The following is a 24,890-nucleotide window of genomic DNA, read 5'->3' as shown; positions in this document are numbered from 1 at the left end:
CATTAAAACCAACCATGAAATATCCTACAATTTTACTTTTTTCCGGACTGATTGTTCTTTCTGCATGCAACGAAAAATCTGAAAAATCAAAATGGCTTCCTGATGTCACCAATAAAGATCACGGACCTTTAAAACAAAAAGAATTCAGCGGAGATTTTGACGAAATTGAAGTTTCTCAGGCAATTGAAGCTGAAATTATCAAATCTGATGTAGAAAAAGTAGTTATCTCTGCACCGGCTAATATTATAGATGAGGTTTTGGTAGAAAGGAGAAACGGAAAAATTCATATTCATTACAAAACAGGATTTCGTGTAATGAATACGAATAATGTGACTGCGAAAATTTATGCTAAAGATTTTGTGAAACTGATTGCCAATTCTGCAGCAAGTATCAATGTAAAAGATAAATTTACCCAAGAAAAAACCGATGTTGAGGCTTCAAGCGCTGCAAGCATCACAGGCAATCTTGAAGCAAATGATCTTGAAATTTCTGCTGACAGCAGCAGTAGTTTTGACGGCAAAATCTGGGCTGTAGATCTGGATGTTGACGCATCTTCGGCAGCAAGTATTTCAATTTCCGGTAAATCTAAAAATGCAGAGATAAGCTCATCGTCAGGAAGCAGTATGAGTGGGAAAAATGTCATTGTAGAAAATCTTAGAGCGGAAGCATCCAGCGGTGCAAGCTTAGAAGTGAGCGCAAGTTCTACGATTGATGCAGAAGCTTCTTCAGGAGGGAGTGTGAATGTATATAAAAAAGGAAACGTAACTACCGTGAAAAAAGAAGAAAGCAGCGGCGGAAGTGTAAATATTCAATAAAATTAATCTTTATTCTCATCATCGTCCTCCTCGGCAGATGATGAAGAACCTTCCCAGTTTTTACCATCAAAATTGAGATTATCATAAGCCAATAACTCCTCCTCTCTCTGGAGGAGTTCTTTTGTGGTAAACAGACGGATTTCATCATCATTGTCAGCTTTCGCCAATTTTCTGATGGAAGCCTTATCAATTGCCATAAATCTTTGTCCGAGACGTCTTGCGGCATATTTGCGCATTCCGGTTTCGTGGAGAACATCAACTGCCATATCTACTGCAGTTCCCAAAGTTTCACGGTAAATATTGTCGATTCCGTTGTTTAAATAAGAATAAGCGTCAATCCTGTTTTTTGCTCTTACGAATATTTTTACATCAGGATAATGCTCGCTTACCAATTCTGCAATAAATTTATTATCTCCGGAATTATCGAGACATAGTATCAGAATTTCAGCATCTTCAATTCCGGCCGCTCTCAAAACAGGGAGTCTTGTAGCATCTCCGTAATAGACTTTAAAACCATAACCACGTAATAATTTAACACGGTCAGAATCTCTGTCAAGAACAGTAGCTTTAATTTTATTTGCTTTTAATAAACGTCCTACGGTGCTTCCAAAATGACCAAAACCCACAATGATAATTTTCTTTTGAGTGATATTGTTTTCGAGAATATTAAAATCACTTTGTTCCTCGGGAATACCACGAAGAAATTTTGGGGTGATCAGTTTATCATTAATAATTAATAAAAATGGAGTGATGCACATAGTAATCGCTGTAACAGCCATCATTTGCGCATTTAATTCTTCTCCAAAAAGATAAAGATCTGAACCATAATTGATCAGCACAAAAGCAAATTCCCCAACCTGCGAAAGCGCAAATGCGTAGAATAAGCTTTGAGGATTATCCATTTTGAAAAATTTACCGATGGCAAAAAGAACAGTAAATTTCACAATCAAAACTGCAAAAACAGTTGAGAATATGAATAAAGGATCTTCTGCGATTACATTAAAATTCATTGTAGAACCTACACTGACAAAAAATACCGCTAAAAGTAATCCTTTGAAAGGATCGATTTGTGCTTCCAACTCATGTCTAAACTCACTGTTTGCCAACATGACACCTGCCAGAAAGGCTCCCAATGCAGGAGAAAGCCCGATTGAAACCATCAGTTCTGAAACTCCGATAACCAGAAATAGCGAAGAAGCGGTCAGTAATTCAGTCATACCGGCTTTTGAAACATATCTTAAAAAAGGAACGAAAACATACCTTCCCAATAGAATTAATATCACAACACCCATGATTACGGTTCCGGCTTGCAACCATTCGGGAAGTTTTTGAATTAAAACCTGAACTTCATTTTCATTGTGCTTTGCTTTGGAATGGGCAAGCAATGGCAAGACCGCCAAAATCGGAATCACTGCAATATCCTGAAACAAAAGAGTGGAGAATGATGCTTCACCAGAGATCGTTTTAAAGCTATTTTTTTCCTGTAAAGTCTGAAGAACAATCGCTGTTGATGAAAGCGCAAAACACATCGCAATGGCAAATGCTTTATCAGTTTTCCATCCAACTGAAATGAATATTAAGAATAGTAATGAAATCGTTAAGACCATTTGAGTCATTCCGAGACCAAGAATTTTCTTCCGCATTTCCCAGAACTTTCTGGGTTCCAATTCTAAACCGACCAAAAACAGAAGCATAATGACTCCGAATTCGCTGGCGTGCATAATGTCGTCAACATCTTTTCCTGTCAGTTTCAGAACATAAGGACCGATAATAATTCCTCCTAAAATATAACCAATGACTGAACTTAAACCCAATTTTCTCGCCAACGGAACCATGATGATGGCAACGCCCAGAAAGAGTAGAGTATTCATGGCTAAAGTTGATTCCATTTATTGATCTAACAGTTTTGCAAATTTTTGTTTATGTAAAATAATTTCTTTTTTTGAAAGTTTGTTGGCTTCATAAACGATAATCATGTCTTTGATATTGGCTTTAAAAACTTTTAACGAGACAATCAGTCCGCTGATTAACTCGTCAATCGTGTATTGATAAGTTCCTTCTTTGCTGAAAGATCTTTCTTTTCCGCCGGTCGTTACTACGATGTAAATTTCTTTTCCTTCCAGAGGATTTTCTACTCCTTCTTCGAGCCAGCTTCTGTCAAAAACTTCGTCAATCCAAAGCCTTAACAAAGGTGGCATTCCGAACCAGATAATAGGAAACTGAAAAATAAAACGATCGTAATTTTTTAAGCGTTTTCGTTCACGAAAAGCAGCAATGTGAAAATCCGGATATTCTTCGTAAAGGTCGCGTAAAGTAAAATGCTGATGCCTGACGTAGAAGTTAATCAATTCTACATTTGAGTTTGAGTGTTCCAGATAAGGATGCGCAAAAACTACCAGCGTTTTCTTCATAAAACCTGTTTTCAGTAAATATAATGAAAAAATATTAAATTAAAAACGTTTTTAAGGCGGTTTTATTAACTTTTCAATATCCAAAATTGGATTTTATGTTAAAATAAGACAAAGAAGCATCACATTTTTAGAGTTTTAAATAAAAAAATAAGCAAGAACTAACAAATCATTTTAGCCATTAAGATTTTAATGAAAAGGTTAGAATATTAAGAACTAGTTTTTAAAGATAATTAAATGGCGCGAGCGAAGCGAGCGTCAAAACAGTTAGTACTAGCATATTATGCTAATCTACATTAGGAACTTGTTGAACTATCGAATCATTTTAAATTTTAATGGTTAAATTAAAAATAATTATATGAAATTAATTCTTAAAAAAATAACCGTTTCGTCTATTACTCTACAGAATCTATGTTAGTTTTAAATACGTTATTGAGATTCCTACGGATTGACAAACCTTATGGAAATTGAGATTCTAAAAACAAAAAAATCCAACCTCATCGGTTGGATTTAAATATTATCTCTTTAAATACTGATCAAAATAATCAGTCACTTTCTGCATCAGATGTACTCTGTCTTTTCCGATCACGTTGTGCGGATGCCCCGGATAAACAAAGTAGTCTAACTGTACTCCGTTGTCAACCGCAGATTTTATAAATTTCATCGAATGTTGCCAAACCACAACATCATCCTGCGCTCCGTGAATCATTAATAGCTTTCCTTTCAGGTTTTGAACTTTATCCAAAAGATTTGAAGCTGCATATCCTTGAGGGTTTTCCTGCGGAGTATCCATATATCTTTCACCATACATGATCTCGTACATACTCCAGTCGATTACAGGTCCCCCTGCAACTCCCACTTTGAAAACTTCAGGATGACGAAGCATGAAACTTGTCGTCATAAATCCTCCGAAGCTCCATCCATGGATTCCCATTCTTTCGGAATCTACATATGGAAGAGATTGCAGATACTTTACTCCCTGAATCTGGTCGTTCATTTCGGTAGTTCCTAAGTTTCTGAAAACAGCCTGTTCGAATTTCATTCCTCGATTAGAAGAACCTCTTCCGTCCATCGTGAAAATGATGTATCCGTTTTGTGCCATGTATTCGTACCAAAGATTTCCGGAAGCAGGGAAGCTATTCGTAACCAATTGCAAGTGCGGTCCGTTGTATAGGTAAACAATTGCCGGATATTTTTTATTCGGATCAAAATTGGTCGGTAGAATGATCTTTCCGTACAGTAAAGTTCCGTCGTCTGCTTTTAAGTTGATGTTTTTAATTTCCGGTCGCTGATAATTTTTCAGTGGATTTTCTGCAGTCAGAAGATTTGTTGATTTCAGAGAATTGGTATTGATGATATTGGCAATTCTCGGTGTATTTGAATTGGTATAAATATCATACAGGTAATTTCCGTCTTTGCTCAAAACTCCCGAATGCATACCTTCTGCATTATCCAATTTTTGAGTTTTGAATGTTGTCCAGTTAATTCTGTATAAATGTCTTTCTGTCGGACCTTCCTGAGTAGAAACGTAGTAAATTTCTTTTTTCTTTTCATTAAATCCTAAAATATCCGTCACCAACCAATCTCCTTTTGTGATCTGAGCAATCAATCCTTTCTCCAAACTGTAGTGGAACAAATGATTATATCCTGTTCTCTGACTTTGCCAGATAAAATCTGTATTAGAATTCGGGAAAAATAATAACGGATGTTGTGGTTCAACATATTTACTGTCGGTTTCTTCAAATAAAGTTTTCACCAAATTTCCTGTAGCAGCGTCGTATTGATTCATTTTTAAATGATTCTGACCTCTGTTTAAGACACCTACAAAAATATATTTAGAATCCGGACTCCACGTAATTGCCGTTAAATACTGATCCTTTTCGCCTTGAACTTTTAAGAAAGTAGTTGATTCATTTTTAATATTATAAACACCCAACGTAACTTCGTGCGAAGTTTTTCCTGCCATTGGATATTTGATGTTGGTATTCACCGCCGGAGTTACAGACCAGTCGATGATAGGATAATCTGCAACCATTTTCTGATCCATCCTGTAGAAGGCTACACTTTCAGAATTCGGGGCAGGGAAAATTCCTGTATCAATTCCAAATTCGTTTCTGTGAACGTTGGATGCTCCGTTGAGAATATTTTCATCAGAATCATTGGTTACCGCAATTGCTTTTCCGTTTTTGCCGATGAATAAATTGTTCTTTACAGTGTAAGCAAAAGTTTGGTTATCAGCAAACATCTTCATGTTTGAAACATTCTCATCCATTGCAGATGAACGTTTTACCTTCCAGTCGTTTCCTGATTTTTCTACCCAATACATCTGATTATTTGCACTGAAATAACCGTTTGAAGTATTGGTAAATTTAATTGGTGGAACCGCTTTCAGCTTTTTGTCTGCAAAATTTTTGTTGAGCTGCGTCAGAGAAACCAAAGTATCTTGTTTGTTGGTTTTCAAATCTGTCACCAAATACCCTCCTTTCACAGCCTGAATATAAGATTTGCCGTCGTCTGACCACGAAAACTGCGAGATGTTTTTCACTGCAAGATTACTTCGCAGTCCGTTTACAGCTTCTGCCATGGTAAATTTTTGGGTCTGTGCAAATACAGATCCGCCCAAAACCACCATCAATAAAGAAAATTTATATAATTTCATTGCATAAAAATTGAATCTGTCAAAAGTAAGAAATAAAACCCGTCCGTTAAAAAATGTTAAATAAAAGATGAATTTATTTGAATTGAGTAAATTAGAGAGAGTTTATCAAGTCATAACTTATTATATTTCTTGAGAAAATTTGATTATCATCGAAAAGCCTTTCACTGGTGCAACATACTTTCCGGGCTTCCGGAAAACCTGTTGCAGGGGTGCGACAAGCTTTCCTGCTTTCCGGAAAGTTCACTGCAAGGGTGCTACAGACTTTCCGGTAACAGGGAAAACATTCTACAAGGATGCAAGAAGGTTTCCGGTAAAACTTTTGATTTTCATTTTCTGCGGCTTCATAATAATATGCTAGAAAACTCATTTCTTATCCTAAATCAATGAATCGGATATCGTTCTTGTTATACATTTGCATCATACAATAACAATAAAAAATAAATACAATGGCTACAAAATGGAATTTAGACCCAACGCACAGTGAAATTACTTTTAAAGTAAAACACATGATGATTTCTAACATCAAAGGAAATTTCACCAATTTCACTGCTGAAATCGATGCTGATGACGATACCTTTAAAAATGCAAAAACTACAGCAACGATTCAGGTATCTTCTATCTCTACGCATAATGCAGACAGAGATGCTCACTTGAAATCAGCAGAATTCTTCAACGCAGAAGCAAATCCTACAATCACTTTCGAATCTGATGCCTTGAACGATTCTATTACAGGAAATCTTACAGTAAACGGTATTACTAAGCCGGTAACTTTAGATGTAGATTTCGGAGGGATCAATGTAGATCCTTGGGGAAATACAAAAGCAGGTTTTTCTTTTGAAGGAAAAATCAATAGAAAAGACTTCGGGTTAAACTGGAATGCAGCTCTTGAAGCAGGAGGAGTAATGGTAAGCGAAGATGTGAAAATTGCTGGTGAACTACAGTTTGTAAAGCAAGCATAGTAAATTAAATATAGTTTTCTGAAGATCCGGTGGTTTACTATAATCACTGGATCTTTTATTTTAAGATGGATATTATGAATCTCAACGATCTACAAAACATCAGCGACAATTTTAAGAACACTCAGAAGATGCCTGTTCTTTTTCTGGGACATGGTTCGCCGATGAATGCTATTGAAGAAAATCAGTTTGTACAGGGTTTCAGAAATGTAGCGAAGGAAATCCCGAAACCGAATGCCATTTTGTGTATTTCAGCGCACTGGTTTACCGCAGGAACTTTTGTCACTGCGATGGATATGCCAAAAACCATTCATGATTTTGGAGGTTTTCCACAGGCTTTATTTGATGTACAATATCCTGCTCCCGGAAATCCTGAACTGGCAAAAGAAACTGCCGAACTTTTGAAGCCAATTTTAGTGGAGGAAAATCACAACTGGGGTTTGGATCACGGTGCATGGTCGGTTATCAAGCACATGTATCCTGAAGCTGACATTCCTGTGATTCAGTTGAGTATCGATTATACAAAACCGCCGCAATATCATTTTGATTTAGCTAAAAGGCTCAATAAACTTCGTGAAAAAGGAATTCTGATTATCGGAAGCGGAAACATCATTCATAATTTAAGATTAATCGACTGGCGAAACATCAATACTGTTGGAGCCGGTTGGGATTGGGCAATCGAAGCAAGAGAAAAAACAAACAATTGGCTTTTGGACGGAAATTTTCAGAATATTATTGATTATCATAAACAAGGCGCTTTTCTGCAATATGCAGTTCCGAGTCCTGATCATTATCTACCGTTGGTGTATAGTTTGGCTTTGAAAGATAAATCTGAGGATCTTGCTTTGTTTAATGATGAATTAATTGGCGGAAGTCTGAGCATGACGAGTGTAAGGATTGGGTAAAATAAAATTTTTGTGATAGCCTTTTTTTATCACTATAAATTTAGTAATATTGTTTACCATGAAAAAATTGATATTACTTTTAGTTATAATTTTACCGTTTTATCTCGTAATTGCTCAGACCATCAAAGGAACGGTAGTGAATGACATTGAGAAACCTATCTCCAATGTGAATGTCTATCTGGATGGAACGAAAACAGGAACGGTTTCCGCAGCAGACGGAAGTTTCACCTTAAATCTTCCTTCAGCAAATAACAACAGTCTGGTTTTCCAGAAAGACGATTACGAGACATTCACAATCTCTGTTTCGCAAGTTTTAAATAAAAAGCTGAAAGTTGTTTTAATTAAAGCTAAAGAAATTGAGGAAGTAAGAATTATTCCTTATACAGAAGCGGCTTACAAAAATTACATTCATTTTTTTCTGGATTCTTTTATCGGAAATGATAAGGAAAATGTGCGCATAAAAAATCAACGTTCTCTGAAGTTTTCATTTGATAAAGAAAATAAAATTCTCAAGGTGAAAGCTCCGCAAATATTGATTATTGAAAATAAAAATCTTGGTTATACCATCGATTATAATCTTGTGGAATATATTGCTGATTTTGAAAACAACACGACCCGATTTATGGGAACCAGCTTTTTTAGAGAAACGAAAAGTACCAATAAAGTAAAGCTCAACAGAATGAATGCTTACGACGGAAGTCAGGTTCATTTTTTCAGGAGCGTTTATGAAAATAAGGTTGCAGATGAAGGTTTCATTGTGAATCAGATCACCAAATTTCCCAATTCAAAATATCCTACTGAAGAAGAATTGCAGCGACTAAAAGATTTTGCAAAAACATTAAAATCAAAAAAAACGCTGAATGTTCCTGAAGATATTTTAGATATCGGAAACAGAAAACGCAATGAGTCACCTTACAAAATCGCTGTTACCAAAATTCAGATTCCGGAATCTGATTACACTAAAAAGACTGATGGAAAATTGTTTTTGGATTATGATCACATGATGCAGATCAATTTTAAAAAATTGTATTATGAACTAAAAAAAGATCAGTTTGTGAAAGGTATTATGCCAATTATGCAGACTTCATTTCTTCATCCTGAACAAGATACTTTTGAAATTTATTCTGATGGAAACACTTCCAATCCCGGTCAGCTGACCAATCAGGGAGAGTTTGCAAAAGATAAAATTGAGAAATTATTACCGCTGGATTATAAACTGGGAGATTAATTGATTTATTTTTCGAAGCAAACACTATTTTCTATCCCAATATATTGCCCATAATTTGGAATTCTCTGATAACCAGATTTTTCATACAATGCAATTGCTTCGGGTTGTTTTATTCCCGTTTCTAAAACACATTTTTTATATCCGAGTTCTTTTGCCCAAATCTCCAATTGATTTAAAGTTTCTGAAGCTAAACCCATTTTTCTCTTTTGAGGATCAGTATACATTCTTTTTACTTCTACACTTTCTTCATTAAATGGTTTTATAGCTCCACAAGTAACAGGAACATCATCCAGATAAGCAACAATACAATGTTTAAGCATATCAATTTTATTGAATTGATGGTAAAAATCGTGTTCGTCACCGTCACGGATCGCTAAATCTGCATCTAAAAATTGTACCAGTTTTTGGAAATCCTTATCTGTGGAATCGACTCTTTTGACTATCATTTTTTTATTTTTAAAGCAAATTAAGATAAAAATATAAAATTTCGTACATAGACATTGGTTTACTGAACAAAAAATGCTCCCGACTAACAATCAAAACATTCTTTTAATTATCAGTCGGGAGCATTGAAATTAATATAATTTATTTACTGTACAGCCTGTAAAACATTGATATTTCCATATCCAAAATCTGAATTTGGCGTCGGATAATATGTTGATGACTGTCTCATTTTGGTTAAAACCTGCTCTCTCGTCCATGAAGGATTTTTTGACCATACCAAAGCTGCAATTCCCGCAGTAGAAGCTGTTGCAACGGAAGAACCACCTACATAATCAGTTTGTGCATTATAATAACTTAAAACCGGAATATTATTTCCTGAGGCACGTTCCATCTGATACGTAAAATCAATTTCAGCTCCAGAATGACAGACATCACATTTTTGGTTGGATGTATTTTCTTTCACACCTGTGATTGCCTGTGTTTCAGGCATCCAAGCCGGGAAAATCACTCCGACGAAAGTGGTAAAGCTTGTGGAAGTTCCTCCTGCACAGAAAATCAATTTGCCTTTTGAATACGCGTATTTCACCCCGTCTTCAATCTTCCCTACAGAAAAAATATGTCCCATCGACATGGAGATGATCTTTACCGAAGTATTATTTGCCAATGCTGTAAAAGCCAGTTTAACCCCTTCCTGTTCGTGATAACCATCTAAAACAACATTGGAAGCCGCTCTGTAAGTCACTAAATTGGCATTATAAGCAACTCCAACAGGTTGTCCCTGATTATTTCTCGGAGCTGCCATCGCAGAAGCCATACTTGTTCCATGACCGCATTTGTCATCTGAACCGTCAAAACCTGAGCTCCACGGCCAAACAGAATCTACATAAACTCCATTTTTACTAATTGATCTTCCAGAAGATAAACCGTTATTAAAACTACTTCCCAACAAACTCTGATTTGCTGAAACTCCGGAATCAATCAAACCAATCGTAATTCCTGCTCCTGTACTGTAACTCCATGCGTTGGTAATATTATGTTTGTAAAAAGACCATGATGCTTTTGCGTTTGGTGTTACCGTTGTATAATCTGATGCGCTTAAAGCTGTTGATTCAAATCCGCACCCGGATGAACTTCCGCTTGATTTTGCAACACCGTTAATTTTATTTTCATTTTCAAAATAATGGTAATCTGCAGGTTCAAAATAACGAATGGTTTTTAAACGACGAAGAGCAATCACGGTTTCCTGCTTTTCAATATACACATCTATTTGATTCAGGTTTTCATCTGAGGCGAGTAAAATTCTGTCTTTCTTTCCTTCATATTGTGCAATGACATCTAAAATTTCATTCTGCATTGATTCTGAATCAGCAGATTTGCTTCTGTCGAAATCATCTTTAGAATTTCCGAAACCAATGGAAGCAACTTTGTTTCCCTGAACAATTCCACTCCATAAAAAATGGGATGAAGATTCGTTCCAGGAAAATCTGCCTTTGGTTTTGGTTATTTCGTTGATTTTTTCATTGATTTGTCTTGCAGTAAGCGGATCGGTCTGTACGATTTCATTTTCGACTGATGAGGTTTGGAGATCATCATTATTACATGAACTCAAAGCGAAAACCGTGAGTAATAGGAATACACATTTTTTCATAGTAGAATATTTTTGTTTGGTTTTACCAAATTAACACTTTCTACTGAATTACAGACATTTGATGTTTGAAATTTAATATTACGAACATAGAATTCTCATTATTTTATATTAAAAAAAGCTTCCAAATTGGAAGCTTTCTATATATTTCTCCTAAATATTTTAAAATTACAGCTTTATCGAGATTCCTACAGAATGACAAAGACCTTAGTTACTTATGATCTCTACAATTTAAATAAAAATTGACCTGATTAATTCACTACAAATTGTCTCTCATTAATTAATTCAGCAATCGCTAAAATATCTTTTCCGATCAATCTGTCATCTTCCAGTTTATCAACTTTTGAACGAAGAATTGCGAAGTTTTCTTCAATAATTTTTGAACATTTCGCAGGTCTTCTGAATTCTAAACCTTGAGCAGCAAACATCAATTCAACCGCCAAAATATTTACTAAATTTCCTAAAACCTGATTGAATTTTCTCCCTGAAATACTCCCCATCGAAACGTGATCTTCTTGACCCAAACTCGTTGGGATAGAATCTGCGGAAGCCGGGAAACAAAGTGTTTTATTCTCTGTCACCAAAGCCGCAGAAGTATATTGAGGAATCATAAATCCAGAATTCAAACCTGAACTTTCTGTTAACAATCTTGGTAATCCGTATTTTCCTTCCAATAACAAATAACTTCTTCTGTCTGAAATATTTCCCAATTCAGCCGCCGCCAATGTTGCATAATCTAAAGGCATTGCCATCAATTGTCCGTGGAAATTCCCTCCTGAAATAGATTCTTCAGCGCTCAAAACAATCGGGTTATCGGTTACAGAATTTAATTCCGTTTCTGCCATTAATTTTAAATGCTCAAAAGCATTTCTACTTGCACCGTGAACCTGCGGAACACATCTCATCGAATAAGGATCCTGTACTCTGTCGCAATATTCGTGAGATTTTAAATTGTCGGAATTTTTCAAAAATTTAAGCATTCTTGCCGCCACTTTTTTGCTTCCTTCAAAAGGTCTGATGTCGTGAAGCTCTTTTTTGAACGGACTTGCTGAACCTCTATATGCTTCAAGACTCATCGCTGCCGTCATGTCTGCCAAATCTAATAAATATTCAAATTTCTCAAGACCTTTTATCGCATGAGCCAAAATAAATTGTGTTCCGTTGATCAATCCCAAACCTTCTTTTGGACCTAAAACCAAAGGTTCAAGCTGATGCTTTTCAAGAATTTCTGCAGTTTCAAAAATTTCGTTTCCAACCCAAACCTGACCTAAACCTAAAAGTGGCAAAACCAAATGTGACAAAGGTGCCAAATCTCCTGAAGCTCCCACAGAGCCCTGTTCCGGAACTACAGGAATGATGTCTTTTTCAAGCATCAGAATTAATCTTTCAATTACCTCAAGAGAAACTCCCGAAAAACCTTTTGACAACGCATGAACCTTCGTAATCATCATGATTTTCGAAAATTCTTTATCAATCGGTTTTCCAACGCCAACTGCGTGAGAAATAATTAAATTATACTGAAGCTGCGCAGTTTCGTCAGCAGAAATTTTTGTATCACAAAGTGGTCCGAATCCTGTATTGATCCCATAAACACAACGATCAGACTCTACAATTTTCTTTACATTATCCTGAGATTTTAGGATCTGCGCTTTCGCAGTCTTATTTAATTTAGCTTTATCAGGGGTTTTACAGATTTCCAGAACATCATGGAAACTCAAAACATCTACTCCGTATATCATTTCAAAAAATTTGCTTAAAAATACACATTTTGAGGCGAAATGAAAATGCAAAACAAATGTTGTAATTTATTTTTAAAACCAATCAAATTATTTATTATTTTTACGCCCTAACATTAAAACTAAATGTATGAAAATTAAAGCTTTATTACTGGCACTATCTCTTACCAGTGCATTCTCGTTCGCTCAAGACAAAGTGAAGTACTCTAAAGAAAACATCAAAAAAATGGAAACTTATCTTTTCAATGAGGGTTTCTCGGGCCCTTCTACGAAAAAGATTTCTACAATTATCTTAAAGGACGGAACTACCCATAAAGGTTTCTGCAGTGACATCGAAACGAAAAAAGGACAGATTTACGAGATTGCAATTAAGGACAGCGCAACAAAAAAACAAATGAAATTCGCCGCTGAAAATGTTGGTGAAATGTACATTTTCCCAAGCAATTTTGAAAAAGCTTTAAAAGTTCGAAAGTATATGGGCAATATCAGAAATTTCGGGACAAAAAAACTTAATAAAAATACTACTAACGAGCATATTCATTTTGTCAACCAGACTGTTTCTCTTAAAAATAAAAAGGATGATAAAGAGTTTTTGATGCAGTTGATCAATCCAGAATTCAGCGAATTGATCTCAGTTTATCATGATCCTAGAGCTAAAGAAACCGGTGGCGTTTCATTTGGCGGACCTCAATTGGGTGGCGGAGTTATCAAATCTTACTATGTGAAAAAAGGTGACAAAGTAATGTGGCTACACAAAGATGATTTTGAAGACAACTATGATTTCTTATTTGGCGATAACGCAGAATTTATGAAAAAATACCCTAAGAAGTCTGTAGAATGGGATTATTTCAGCTTTTTGGTTAATGAATATACCGAGATGACAAAAGGATAAAATTATTTTTAAAATCTGAAGCTGCAGAATTTTCTGCAGCTTTTTTTATGCTTTTAAATCACATCAGGATTCCGTAATTTTGTTTTATGAATCCTTCTTTAGAATTACAGCTTAAAACTTTACCATCAGAGCCCGGAGTTTATCGTTATTACGATAAAAACGGAAATTTATTGTACGTAGGAAAGGCTAAACATTTGAAAAAAAGAGTTCTCTCTTACTTTAATAAAAATCTTTTAGGTTCCAGAATAAAAATAATGGTCGGAAAGATTCATCGACTGGAAACTACCATTGTCAACAGCGAATATGATGCGCTTTTATTGGAAAATAATTTAATCAAAGAACATCAGCCATTTTATAATGTCATGTTGAAAGATGACAAAACTTATCCCTGGATTTGCATTAAAAATGAAGATTTTCCACGAATTTTTCTAACGAGAACGAAGATTAAAGACGGATCAGAATATTACGGACCTTATGCGAAAGTACGCCCTGCAAAGATTCTTTTAGATACGATCAAACATATTTATAAGCTCAGAACCTGTAATCTCAATCTATCTCCGAATAAAATTAATGATGGGAAATATAAAGTCTGTCTTGAATTTCACATAAAAAATTGCGAAGGACCATGTGAAGGTTTGGAAAGCAAAGAAGAATACGATGAGAAAATTGATGCAATACGCGGAATCATCAAGGGGGATTTCCAGACTGCAAAAAAATATCTGATCAACCAAATGATGAAATATGCAGAAAATCTTCAGTATGAAAATGCACAGATTATCAAGGAAAGACTCGATATATTGGAAGATTATCAGGTAAAACATACTGTTGTCAATCCAAACATTGATGATGTCGATGTTTTTGGAATGACAAGTGATGAAACAGCAGCTTACGTTAATTATTTTAAAATCAGAAACGGAAATATCATCCAAAGTTTCACTACTGAAATAAAAAAAATCATTGAAGAAAGCGATGAAGATATTTTGGAAGAAGCTTTAATTGAAATTCGTCAGAAGTTTGAATCGAATTCCAAAGAAGTACTTATACCTTTTCATTTAACTTTGGAAATCCCGAATGTGAAACTGATTGTTCCTAAAATGGGTGACAAAAAACGAATTGTAGAACTTTCTGAGAAAAATGCCAAAGAATACAGAATAGAAAAGTTGAAACAGGTACAAATTGTAGATCCTGAAAGACATTCAAACAGAATCATGGCAGAAATGCAGAAACTCTTGAGAATGCCTGTTGAACCGCGTCATATTGAAGGATTTGACAACTCAAATATTCAGGGAACCAATCCGGTTTCGGCATGTGTTGTATTTAAAGACGGAAAACCGAGCAAGGCAGATTACAGAATTTTTCATCCAAAAACCGTTACAGGTCCTGATGATTTTAAAACCATGGAGGAAGTGATTTTCCGCCGCTACAAAAGAATGCTCGATGAAGGTGAAGCTCTGCCACAACTGATTTTAATTGATGGTGGAAAAGGACAGCTTTCATCAGCCATTAAAAGTTTAAAATTGCTCGGACTGTATGGAAAAATTACAATTGTCGGTATCGCCAAACGACTTGAGGAAATTTTCTTTCCGGAAGACCCTATTCCTTTGTATCTCGATAAAAAATCTGAAACATTGAAAGTTCTACAGCGAGTACGTGACGAAGCGCACCGTTTTGGGGTAAAACATCACAGAACCAGACGAACCAATTCAACCATAAAATCTGAGCTTGAGGAAATTCCCGGCGTAGGCGACAGAACTATTGAAATGCTTTTATCTAAATTAAAATCAGTAAAAAGAATAAAAGAAGCCAATCTGGAAACTTTAGAGGAAATCTTAGGAAAAAGCAAGGGGAAGATAGTCTTTGATTTTTTTAATAATATATAAGTTCGCTAAAAACAAAAATCAGCTCAATTTTATTAAGCTGATTTTTTATACAATATATTTTATTAAAATTTTAAACTCCTCCCATTACGTACATATTTTCCATAGTCGGAACTTCACTTCCTCCTTTTTTCTCAAGTGTGATAGCAAATGCCTGCGCATCTGGAATATTTGATAATGCAATTCTTCCGTCCTTATCTTCAGAATACATTCCTGCGCTTACAGGTTTTCCGTCTGCAATTGCCCATAATTGATACTGCATTCCTTCGGGTGCCTTCGGAAGACTGTTTACATTCAGATAAACATCTTTAGAGCTGGTATCCCATAGAACCGTTGCTTTAGATTGCGGATGTTTGTCAACGCCGGCTAAGACAATTTTTTTCATATCGGGATTAGCAACAATATCTAATTTCTGCTGCATATTCTGCATTGCAACATTTTTAGATTGAGCCTCACTTTCCAGTTTTACCATTTTCTCATTGATCTCAGCCTGGCTGTTCATCCAATACAGATTAGCACCTATACTTACTAAAAACAGTAAAGAAGCAGCAATTGCAAAGTTTTTCCAACTGCCGTTTTTCTCAGTTTTAATATCCTGAGCTGTAGTTGTTATTTCGCTTTGTTGAACACTGGTTTGTATAGGTATAACCGGTTTTTCAATATCTGATTCAACTTTTTCCTGTTGTTGAATTTTATCCCAGATTTTAGATTTCAAATCGTTGGGTGGGGTCACAGCCTGCGCAGTAGCAAGCATCTCAAAAGTTTTTTGTGCTTCCTCAAAAGCTTCTCTTACTTCAGCATTATTCTTCATTACACACTCCAGAATACCTGCTTCCTCGGGAGAAGCATGACCTAGAATGTATGATTCTAGAATTCCGGATGATATGTACTCTTTACTATTCAATTTTATTGATAATCTTTTAATAAATCTTTTAATTTCATCAATGCATTTCGCATTTTCGTTTTTACAGTACCCAAAGGCATGTTCAGTTTTTCTGATATCTCACTCTGCGTATAGCCCTGATAATAAGCAAGATCTATGAGCTCCTGCTTATCAGATTCTAAAGTTTCAAGCACGTTATTAAATCCAATAAAATCTGAATTATTGGTGGTTGAAAGTTCCGCATTGTTATATACGAAATCAGGTAATGATTGGTTTTTTAATTCGTTCTGAAAACTTTTTGATTTTAAATAATCGATTGCTGTGTTTCTGGCAATATTGATCATCCAAGTGTAAAATCTTCCTTTTGCAGCATCATACTGGTGAATAGAATTCCAGATTTTCATAAAAACATCCTGAATAATTTCTTCAGTATATTCTTTTGACTGTACGATCCGAAGAATCACCCCATATAATGCCCCTGAATAATGGTCATATAAGTGGTGGAAACCTGATTCGCTCTTTTGTCTGAGCAAAGCAATAAGTTCGTCTTCCGAATAGTTTGTTTTAATATTGAATATTTTACATATCAAATCTAATAAAATAAAATGAACAACAGAAAAAATCTTTCAAAAAATTTATCTCGTATATATATTCATAAACAATCATTATAAAATTTAATTAAAAATGAAAAATACGATTACGAAAATATTTTCCGCGTTTTTCCTGATTTTGATTTTCGGAAATATTTCAGCACAGTCAGAAAATTTTAAGGCGAAAAATCCTTATTACTCCAAAACAAACACAGCTCCCTTAAAAGTAAGCAATGCAGAATGGAAGAAAATTCTGAAACCAGAACTCTATCAAGTTGCAAGAGAAGGAGCCACCGAAATGGCCTTTACAGGGAAATATTATGAATTTGATATAAAGGGAACTTATTACTGTGCAGTTTGCGGTAATGCGTTATTTCTGTCAACATCAAAATTTGCTACAACTTGTGGATGGCCTTCTTTTTATGAACCCTTGAGAAAAGATGGTGTAAAATATAAAAAGGATAACTCTCACAATATGGAGCGTACCGAAGTGCTTTGCGGAAGATGTGATTCTCATTTGGGACATATTTTTGATGACGGACCAAAACCTACAGGAAAAAGATTCTGTATGAATTCGGTTTCTTTAGAGTTTGTTCCTAATCAAAAGAAAAAGAAATAAATTTAATACATTGATTTTCAATTAAATAAAATAAATATTTGAAAAACGTAAAACTGAAATCATGTTACTGTCGTAAATAAAAGCAAGAACAAAATTTAGAAAAATCAAATAATAATAATTTAAAAAATCAAAAAAATGTACACAAGATCAAAATTTGCAGTTTTAGGAATGGTCGCTTTATCATTTGCATTAAGTGGAAATGCAGCTGCTCAGAAAATGAAAGAAAAGACGGTAATGGTTGGTGGAGCACCAATGTATCCTTCTAAAAATATTGTAGAAAATGCAGTAAATTCTAAAGATCATACAACATTGGTTGCAGCAGTAAAAGCAGCAGGTTTGGTGGAAACTTTACAAAGCAAAGGACCTTTTACAGTATTTGCTCCAACGGATGCAGCTTTCGCAAAATTACCTGCAGGAACAGTTGAAAATTTGGTAAAGCCTGAAAATAAAGAAATGCTTACAAAGATTTTAACGTATCACGTTCTTCCTGGTAAATACAGTGCTAAGCAAGTTTGGGCAGCAGTAAAAGCAGGAAATGGAAAAGCAATGATGAAGACAGTAGAAGGAGAACAGCTTACTTTTTGGACAAAAGGAAACGATTTGTATGTAACTGACGCAAAAGGTAGCAAAGCAAAAGTGACAATCGCTGATGTCAATCAGTCAAATGGTGTTATACATGTAATAGATACTGTTCTATTACCATAGTTTTAGTTTTTTATGGTTTATTTTAAGGAAGCCTTATCTGGATGACAGATAAGGCTTTTTTATTTATTTTAAAATGAAAACTTCTTTTGAATAATCATCATTGCCTTTTGGCATCTCAATCACGATGTTTCCGTTTTCATAATATCCGATGGTTGATTCTCCTGAATTTAATTTTACTTTGAAGGTATCTTTTTTACTTGTCGATTTAAAAGTTGCAAATGGTACAGAACTATTACTTTCAACCAAAATAAACTGACTATCGTCAATCTGAACTTTTTGCAAACTTACTTTTCCATTCGTATATTTTCCCGATTGATTTGAAGAATTATCTACATTTTGACGTGGAGCTTCTCTTACAGGTTCTGAAGATTGTGCTTCCTGACCAGCCACTTGCATCTGAATTTCTTTCGGACTTGAAACCGGAACCGTTACCAACGCCTGTCTTAAAGCATCCTGAAAACCTTCCTCAAATTCTTTAATCGAAGTGCTCGCTTTTTGGCTTGCAATTACTTTACCGTTGCAATCTTTAAATTCCAAAACAACCTTATTTCTCAAAAAACCACTGTCGTTGATTACATCTGCATTCAAAACGCTGCATGGATTTGAATTGGCTTCCGCCGTCCATTGACTTCTGTTTCCTGAAACAACTACATACTGTTTTTGTTTCAATGTTTTAGAAAGCAATACATCCATTTTGTATTGATCGTTTTTAAATCCGCTAAATTTCTCTGGAAGTGCAATATATTGATAATCGGAAACCTTTTGCGCATACGAAAACGTAATGCAAAGAGCTGCTATTATTGTTGAAAGTTTCTTCATTGTAATTAATTTTAAAATAATCTTAATTTTTTAATCATTCCTAAATTCACCCATATCCAGTTTCAGAGAGAAAAAATTTGAGAAGAAATTTGATCCGCCGATTCCTGAGTTACTGATTGCATAATCAAGAGTCAGACCTCTGTATCTGATTCCTAAACCTGCGCTCGGCTGGAAGGAAACTTTTCTGCTTAAATCTTCAATATCAGTAATCGACTGGAATCTATTGACTCCTAATCTCACAAAAATCATTTTCTGATAACCCAATTCAGCACCTGCATATGGAGTAATACTGGCAAAATCTGTGGAGAGAAGAGCTGCTGTTTTAGCAAAATCCACATTAATTCCCGCTTCGGGTAAAACATATAAACTACTGTTGATTTCAAATAATTTACTTGCACCCGCATTCAACTTCGGCATCGTCAGTTCCATTTTATCGGTTGGTGCAGGGTTGAATTCTTCACCGTTGACCACTGCCGACAATTCGTTTTGATTAATACTCCAGAAATTCACTGTAGTTGTTGCATCACGGAGTATTCCCCCGAATTTCCAGCCGTTATCTGCTTTATAAATTGCACCAACATCAAAACCAAAACCATAACCACTTGCAAATTTCCCTACATTTCTGTAAACAATTTTAGCGTTAATACCGACATCCAGCTTTGGATTTCCCCCTGGACTGAATGCGTAAGAAATAATTCCCGCATAATCTGACTGTGAGAATTTTGTAATTTTATCGTAATCAATATTTCCTTCCGTATCGATCAACTGAGTGGTATTCAAAATATTATCAACGCCCAGTCTTACAATTGAAACTCCGAAAACGCCTTCTTCCAAAACTTTTGCGTAGGCAAGATAATCGTACTTTGCAATAGATTCAAAATATTCTGCGTGCATTGCTGCTCCTTGCCAGTCTTTTTTAATTCCGTTCAGACCAGCCGGATTCCACATTGGCGAGTAAACATCGTCCTGATTGGAGATCACAGCTCCACCCATAGCCAAACCTCTTGCCCCGGCTCCAATATTTAAAAATTCATTGGAATATTTTCTGATAATCTGTGATTGAGAAAACCCGAATAAGAGGGAAAATAATAATAAAAGATATTTTTTCATCATGCAAATTGATGCTTAGTTAATTGTTTTTTGTTTCCTAGTTTTTATCAGAGCATTTGCTACAATTGCCAAAATCATAACCAATGATGCCACATAAAATACCTGACTCATATGTTCTGATTCTCCAAAGATAAAAAAAGCTAGTATAATTCCGTAGACTGGTTCTAAATTTACTGTTAAAATTAGTGTAAAAGGCGAAATATATTTCATCAACTTTACCGATTCAAGCATTGGAAACGCAGTGAAAACACTTGCCAACAAGCATATTAACGCCAAATCTCGGTAATTTATTTCATTCATTGAAAATATTTGACCAGATAATAAATAAAATACAGCCAAAATAAGCCAACCACTGAAGATTTCGTAAAAAATAATATTTCCTGGACTGGTTTTACCAAATAGTTTTCCGTTGAAAACAGAAAAGATAGTCCCAAAAACTGCACAAAGAATACCAAAGAAAATACCTTCTTTATACTGAAACTCTGTTTTAAAAATAAGAAGAATACATGCAACAATCACAACTCCCATGACCACTTCTGAAACATCTACTTTCCTTTTAAAAACGAGAGGTTCTAAAATGGCTGCAAACAATGTAGACAAAGAAAGGCAGCTCAAAGCAATTGAAACATTCGAAACTTTAATAGAATAAAAAAAGCATAACCAATGTAACGCCATGAAAAATCCTATGGCAGAAAGCTGTAAAAAAAGCTTTTTGGAAACTTTAATACTTTCCTTTTTAAAAACTCTGATGAACACAAAAAGAAATATCGCAGCAAACAACATTCGGTAAAAAACCAAAATGTGTGCGTTTGCGGTAATAAGTTTACCCAAAATTGCAGTAAATCCCCACAAAAAAACAATCAGGTGCAATCTGAAAAGTGCTAGTTTTTGCATTTTAATATTAATTAAAACTTTAAAAATTTATTATTTGTGCTTTTACTTAAATTTAATGGTAATCAAAAAGTAATGCGGAATTCTAAAATGCTCACCAAGTTTCTGAGGCATAACCTCAGATTGAGCAACCTCGCAGTAAGAACCTGAACCATCTTTATGAATTGTTGGCGTAATAATCGCAAATATTGCATTTTCCTTGGTTAAATCTATTTTAAGTTCCTTCTTATTTCCAAAAAAATCTTTAAGCGCATATTGATCAGAATCACTGCTTAAGTTGAAATATGATTTTTTGCTCCCAAACTTTTGTCCTCTTATATAAGTTTTCAATTTTCTATCACTTAATTTGAAGAAAAATTTCACTATTTCTTTTTCTGAGTCTATTTTAAAATAATCGGATTCTGAACCATCAAATAATGTTGAAGTTTTCACAAGTTTTCCATTGCTAAATTCTTCCAAGTTTATAACATAATATTTCCCCTTTAATTTTTCGCTTTCAAAATTGAGTTGTTCAATATAAATATTCTCAAAGTCTAACAAATTTTGAATCTCTTCGTTTTCACTTCCGTAAGTGTTTGTGACTTTAAGAACATTTTGTGAAAATGAAAAATTTGCTATGATTAGAAAAATAAAGAGAAGATAATATTTCATACTAAATTTAGTTTACGGTTTTACCGGCCTGCAAATTTACAAATACGTTTTTACAAATGTCATTATTTTATATTCTAAACTTTGAATTTTAAACCGCTTCAAATCAGCAATCAAAAAACCCTGAAAGTCTATGCAACTTTCAGGGCCTTCAAATAATAAACTATTAAAAAAATAAACTAGGAACAGAGGATTTATAACGGAGTAATCAGCTCCTTTCCTCTTATGTAAAATTATAAAAAAAACAAACATAAAAAAACTTAACTGTGTTAAATATTTCATAATTTTATGATTTTCAATGCGTTGAATCATAAAAATTTGTAATATATTATTTTTTATAAAAGTAGTATCTTAGGCACATTAAAATAGAAATTTCATGGATATTGAATTCAACAAACGAGAAGATCAAAACAAATTAAAATTATCTGAAATAAATCGTTTACTTTCTGAAATAAAAAAAGGCGGTGGAGAAAAAAGACTTCAAAAGCTTCGCGATGAAGGAAAAATGACGGCGAGAGAAAGAATAGATTATCTTCTCGACAAAGATTCAGATTCCATAGAAATTGGCGCTTTTGCAGGTTACGAAATGTATGAAGAGCACGGCGGATGTCCAAGTGGCGGAGTTGTAGTAGTAATGGGCTATGTTTCAGGAAAACAATGTCTGGTTGTTGCCAATGACGCTTCTGTGAAAGCAGGTGCGTGGTTTCCGATAACAGGGAAGAAAAACCTGAGAGCTCAGGAAATTGCAATGGAAAATAAACTTCCAATTATTTATCTTGTTGACTCAGCAGGAGTTTATCTTCCGATGCAGGACGAAATTTTCCCGGACAAAGAACATTTTGGAAGAATTTTTAGAAATAATGCTAAAATGAGTGCAATGGGAATCATCCAGATTTCTGCCGTAATGGGGAGTTGCGTGGCAGGAGGAGCCTACCTGCCAATCATGAGCGATGAAGCGATGATCGTTGATAAAACAGGTTCTATCTTTCTTGCAGGAAGCTATCTGGTGAAAGCTGCCATCGGTGAAAGTATTGATAATGAAACTTTGGGTGGTGCAACAACTCACTGTTCGATTTCCGGAGTAACAGATTATAAAGCTAAAGATGACCAGGATGCTTTGAACAGAATAAAAAACATCATGAAATCTATCGGAAGCTACGAAAAAGCTGGCTTCGACAGAATTGAAAGCTTCCCACCGAAAGAAAAAATAGATAATATTTTCGGAATCATGCCGGTTTCTCGTGCTGATCAGTATGATACGTTAGAAATTATAAAATGTATCGTCGATAATTCTGAATTTGAAGAATATAAAGCTGATTACGGAAAAAGCATAATCTGTGCCACAGCGAGAGTTGACGGCTGGTCTGTAGGAATTGTTGCCAATCAACGAAAACTTGTGAAAAGCGGTAAAGGTGAAATGCAGTTTGGTGGCGTAATTTATTCGGACTCTGCAGATAAAGCAACAAGATTTATTGCTAATTGTAATCAGAGAAAAATTCCTCTGGTCTTCTTACAAGACGTAACAGGTTTTATGGTTGGCTCAAAATCAGAACACGGAGGAATCATCAAAGACGGAGCAAAAATGGTTAATGCAGTTGCAAATTCTGTTGTACCTAAGTTTACTATTATCACAGGAAATTCTTACGGTGCGGGAAATTATGCAATGTGCGGAAAAGCTTACGATCCACGATTGATTGTTGCTTGGCCGTGGGCAGACCTTGCGGTAATGGGAGGCTCACAGGCTGCTAAAGTTTTAGCTCAGATTCAGGAATCAACGCTAAAAAAACAAGGAAAAGAAATTACTGAGGAAGCCCATAAAGAAATTTTAGACTCGATCTCAAAAAAATATCAAAAGCAGACAGAAGCTACTTATGCTGCATCAAGATTATGGACCGATGCGATCATCAACCCAATAGATACCAGAAAATGGATTTCTATGGGAATTGAAGCTGCAGATCACTCTCCAATTACAGAAAAATTTAATCTTGGAGTTATTCAGGTGTGATAAATAAACAAATTTATAAAAACAAGCCTCACTTTTTTAAGTGGGGCTTTTATATTATGTTAAATAGTCCTAAAGAATTATAAAGTCTCTAAACACCATACTAATAGGGTAAGATTTTTGTTATTAGATTATACTAAAAACTAATAAGCACTTCAACCTCTTTTTAATTACTAATCCCAAAAGGAAACCTATGAAAAGATATTTTGCAGTATTTATTGTCCTATATGCAGTTGTTTTATTATATATGATGTTCTACGCTTCTGGAAGAGAACCTTCTGAAATCTCATACATTCAACATCAGCCATTTATTACAATACAGCATTTTTTTAACGATCAGAATATAGATAATCAGGCTTTTGTTGTGAATATATTTGGTAATATATTCTTATTTAGTCCGTTCGGTTGGTTGGGATTGTGCATCAGGAAATTCAATGGCTTTATTCCAATCACGCTATTTTTTCTAATCGCAATAAGTATAATTGAATCAATACAGTACATGACAGGAAGAGGAGTTGCTGATGTTGATGACATATTTTTGAATACATTAGGAATGCTTATCGGTTTCTTCTTATTTAAATATGCAACTTGGAAAAATATTGCCAACATAAAATTTCATTTTGATTTACTTGAAGAGAAAAGAAGAGTTTCCACAGCTTCATAATTTATATTAGTTAAATATATTTTTTTAATAGAATTACTGTCATTCTTGATTGTCTTTTTCGGCTGTGAATCTTTTAATCTGTTTAAAAAAATATGGGAAGGTAAACTGTATACGCTTTGTTAGTCAGAGATCTGGTTTAAATACTATATTTTCTGGTTCTTATTTTTTTATTAAACACATTTTATTTCATTGGCGCTTTTACACTTTCTTCTTTCAGTTTCTTCTAACTACCAGTTATTAACAAATATTCAATTCTTAAAGGCTTTACATTTCTGTGATAATCTTTCTTCAGTAACTTTTTTCTGATAGTTTATTTATAGGTCTATCCTACATCTTCAATCTATTAAATTATATTGTCAATTAAGTTGATACCAAAAAAAAGTCTCATACAATA

At 34.7% G+C, this 24,890-nt stretch carries 22 protein-coding genes; 10 read left to right on the top strand and 12 right to left on the bottom strand.

Annotated elements, in window-relative coordinates; all coding sequences use genetic code 11:
- The first annotated feature begins 14 nt into the window (after window positions 1-14).
- A complete protein-coding gene (locus tag K0R77_RS15345; protein WP_300354259.1) occupies window positions 15-815 on the top strand; it encodes a head GIN domain-containing protein in 801 nt (266 codons plus the stop codon).
- Between the two features lie 2 nt (window positions 816-817).
- On the opposite strand, the gene K0R77_RS15340 is transcribed toward K0R77_RS15345, so the two are convergent.
- From K0R77_RS15340 to K0R77_RS15330, 3 genes are all read right to left on the bottom strand, one after another.
- On the bottom strand, window positions 818-2,704 hold the full coding sequence (locus tag K0R77_RS15340) for a monovalent cation:proton antiporter-2 (CPA2) family protein (protein ID WP_300354256.1): 1,887 nt from the start codon (window positions 2,702-2,704) through the stop codon (window positions 818-820).
- Window positions 2,705-3,226 carry an NAD(P)H-dependent oxidoreductase gene (locus K0R77_RS15335; RefSeq protein ID WP_300354253.1) on the bottom strand — a complete coding sequence of 174 codons (522 nt, stop codon included), beginning with the start codon at window positions 3,224-3,226 and terminating at the stop codon, window positions 2,705-2,707.
- Between the two features lie 514 nt (window positions 3,227-3,740).
- On the bottom strand, window positions 3,741-5,882 hold the full coding sequence (locus K0R77_RS15330) for a S9 family peptidase (RefSeq protein ID WP_300354250.1): 2,142 nt from the start codon (window positions 5,880-5,882) through the stop codon (window positions 3,741-3,743).
- A 446-nt stretch (window positions 5,883-6,328) separates the two neighbouring features.
- Here K0R77_RS15330 and K0R77_RS15325 point away from each other — a divergent pair, with 446 nt between their 5' ends.
- The 3 genes from K0R77_RS15325 (at window position 6,329) to K0R77_RS15315 (ending at window position 8,971) form a co-directional block, all read left to right on the top strand.
- Window positions 6,329-6,841, top strand: coding sequence for a YceI family protein (locus tag K0R77_RS15325; RefSeq protein ID WP_300354247.1), 513 nt, complete (start codon window positions 6,329-6,331; stop codon window positions 6,839-6,841).
- Between the two features lie 74 nt (window positions 6,842-6,915).
- Complete coding sequence (gene ygiD / locus K0R77_RS15320; protein WP_300354245.1) at window positions 6,916-7,743, top strand: 4,5-DOPA dioxygenase extradiol; 828 nt, start codon at window positions 6,916-6,918, stop codon at window positions 7,741-7,743.
- Between the two features lie 58 nt (window positions 7,744-7,801).
- Window positions 7,802-8,971, top strand: coding sequence for a carboxypeptidase-like regulatory domain-containing protein (locus K0R77_RS15315; protein WP_300354242.1), 1,170 nt, complete (start codon window positions 7,802-7,804; stop codon window positions 8,969-8,971).
- Window positions 8,972-8,976: 5 nt separating this feature from the next.
- On the opposite strand, the gene K0R77_RS15310 is transcribed toward K0R77_RS15315, so the two are convergent.
- The 3 genes from K0R77_RS15310 to hutH form a co-directional block, all read right to left on the bottom strand.
- On the bottom strand, window positions 8,977-9,417 hold the full coding sequence (locus tag K0R77_RS15310; protein ID WP_300354239.1) for a GNAT family N-acetyltransferase: 441 nt from the start codon (window positions 9,415-9,417) through the stop codon (window positions 8,977-8,979).
- A gap of 143 nt (window positions 9,418-9,560) precedes the next feature.
- Window positions 9,561-11,063, bottom strand: a complete 1,503-nt coding sequence (locus K0R77_RS15305; protein WP_300354237.1) for a S8/S53 family peptidase — start codon at window positions 11,061-11,063, stop codon at window positions 9,561-9,563.
- Window positions 11,064-11,311: 248 nt separating this feature from the next.
- On the bottom strand, window positions 11,312-12,799 hold the full coding sequence (gene hutH / locus K0R77_RS15300) for a histidine ammonia-lyase (RefSeq protein WP_300354235.1): 1,488 nt from the start codon (window positions 12,797-12,799) through the stop codon (window positions 11,312-11,314).
- 127 nt (window positions 12,800-12,926) lie between these two features.
- On the opposite strand from hutH, the gene K0R77_RS15295 reads away from it, so the two are divergent.
- Window positions 12,927-13,688 carry a hypothetical protein gene (locus tag K0R77_RS15295; RefSeq protein WP_300354232.1) on the top strand — a complete coding sequence of 254 codons (762 nt, stop codon included), beginning with the start codon at window positions 12,927-12,929 and terminating at the stop codon, window positions 13,686-13,688.
- 86 nt (window positions 13,689-13,774) lie between these two features.
- The gene (uvrC, locus tag K0R77_RS15290) at window positions 13,775-15,568 is read left to right on the top strand and encodes an excinuclease ABC subunit UvrC (protein ID WP_300354230.1); all 1,794 of its coding nucleotides are present in this window, start codon (window positions 13,775-13,777) and stop codon (window positions 15,566-15,568) included.
- A 70-nt stretch (window positions 15,569-15,638) separates the two neighbouring features.
- Here uvrC and K0R77_RS15285 read toward each other — a convergent pair whose 3' ends face one another.
- Window positions 15,639-16,469, bottom strand: coding sequence for an anti-sigma factor (locus tag K0R77_RS15285; protein WP_300354227.1), 831 nt, complete (start codon window positions 16,467-16,469; stop codon window positions 15,639-15,641).
- A gap of 2 nt (window positions 16,470-16,471) precedes the next feature.
- A complete protein-coding gene (locus K0R77_RS15280; RefSeq protein WP_300354225.1) occupies window positions 16,472-17,038 on the bottom strand; it encodes a sigma-70 family RNA polymerase sigma factor in 567 nt (188 codons plus the stop codon).
- A gap of 94 nt (window positions 17,039-17,132) precedes the next feature.
- On the opposite strand from K0R77_RS15280, the gene msrB reads away from it, so the two are divergent.
- Window positions 17,133-17,657 carry a peptide-methionine (R)-S-oxide reductase MsrB gene (msrB, locus tag K0R77_RS15275; protein WP_300354222.1) on the top strand — a complete coding sequence of 175 codons (525 nt, stop codon included), beginning with the start codon at window positions 17,133-17,135 and terminating at the stop codon, window positions 17,655-17,657.
- Between the two features lie 135 nt (window positions 17,658-17,792).
- Window positions 17,793-18,362: a fasciclin domain-containing protein gene (locus K0R77_RS15270; RefSeq protein WP_300354220.1), complete on the top strand. Its 570-nt coding sequence runs from the start codon at window positions 17,793-17,795 to the stop codon at window positions 18,360-18,362.
- A 63-nt stretch (window positions 18,363-18,425) separates the two neighbouring features.
- Here K0R77_RS15270 and K0R77_RS15265 read toward each other — a convergent pair whose 3' ends face one another.
- The 4 genes from K0R77_RS15265 to K0R77_RS15250 are packed head-to-tail and all read right to left on the bottom strand — an operon-like array spanning window position 18,426 to window position 21,833.
- Window positions 18,426-19,181, bottom strand: a complete 756-nt coding sequence (locus K0R77_RS15265; RefSeq protein WP_300354217.1) for a hypothetical protein — start codon at window positions 19,179-19,181, stop codon at window positions 18,426-18,428.
- A gap of 30 nt (window positions 19,182-19,211) precedes the next feature.
- Complete coding sequence (locus K0R77_RS15260) at window positions 19,212-20,291, bottom strand: PorV/PorQ family protein (protein ID WP_300354215.1); 1,080 nt, start codon at window positions 20,289-20,291, stop codon at window positions 19,212-19,214.
- Between the two features lie 15 nt (window positions 20,292-20,306).
- Window positions 20,307-21,185 (bottom strand): EamA family transporter, encoded by an 879-nt coding sequence (locus tag K0R77_RS15255; protein ID WP_300354212.1) that lies wholly within the window; start codon window positions 21,183-21,185, stop codon window positions 20,307-20,309.
- 42 nt (window positions 21,186-21,227) lie between these two features.
- A complete protein-coding gene (locus K0R77_RS15250; protein WP_300354209.1) occupies window positions 21,228-21,833 on the bottom strand; it encodes a hypothetical protein in 606 nt (201 codons plus the stop codon).
- Window positions 21,834-22,206: 373 nt separating this feature from the next.
- Between K0R77_RS15250 and K0R77_RS15245 the strand changes: the two genes are divergently transcribed.
- Both K0R77_RS15245 and K0R77_RS15240 read left to right on the top strand, forming a co-directional pair.
- Window positions 22,207-23,835 carry an acyl-CoA carboxylase subunit beta gene (locus K0R77_RS15245; RefSeq protein ID WP_300354206.1) on the top strand — a complete coding sequence of 543 codons (1,629 nt, stop codon included), beginning with the start codon at window positions 22,207-22,209 and terminating at the stop codon, window positions 23,833-23,835.
- A 190-nt stretch (window positions 23,836-24,025) separates the two neighbouring features.
- A complete protein-coding gene (locus tag K0R77_RS15240) occupies window positions 24,026-24,496 on the top strand; it encodes a VanZ family protein (protein ID WP_300354203.1) in 471 nt (156 codons plus the stop codon).
- The last annotated feature ends 394 nt before the right edge of the window (window positions 24,497-24,890 follow it).

The organism is Chryseobacterium sp. (assembly GCF_029240215.1).
Taxonomy (GTDB): domain Bacteria; phylum Bacteroidota; class Bacteroidia; order Flavobacteriales; family Weeksellaceae; genus Chryseobacterium.
Note: the sequence above shows the minus strand (reverse complement) of the source record. Positions and strands in the feature narration are given on the sequence as shown.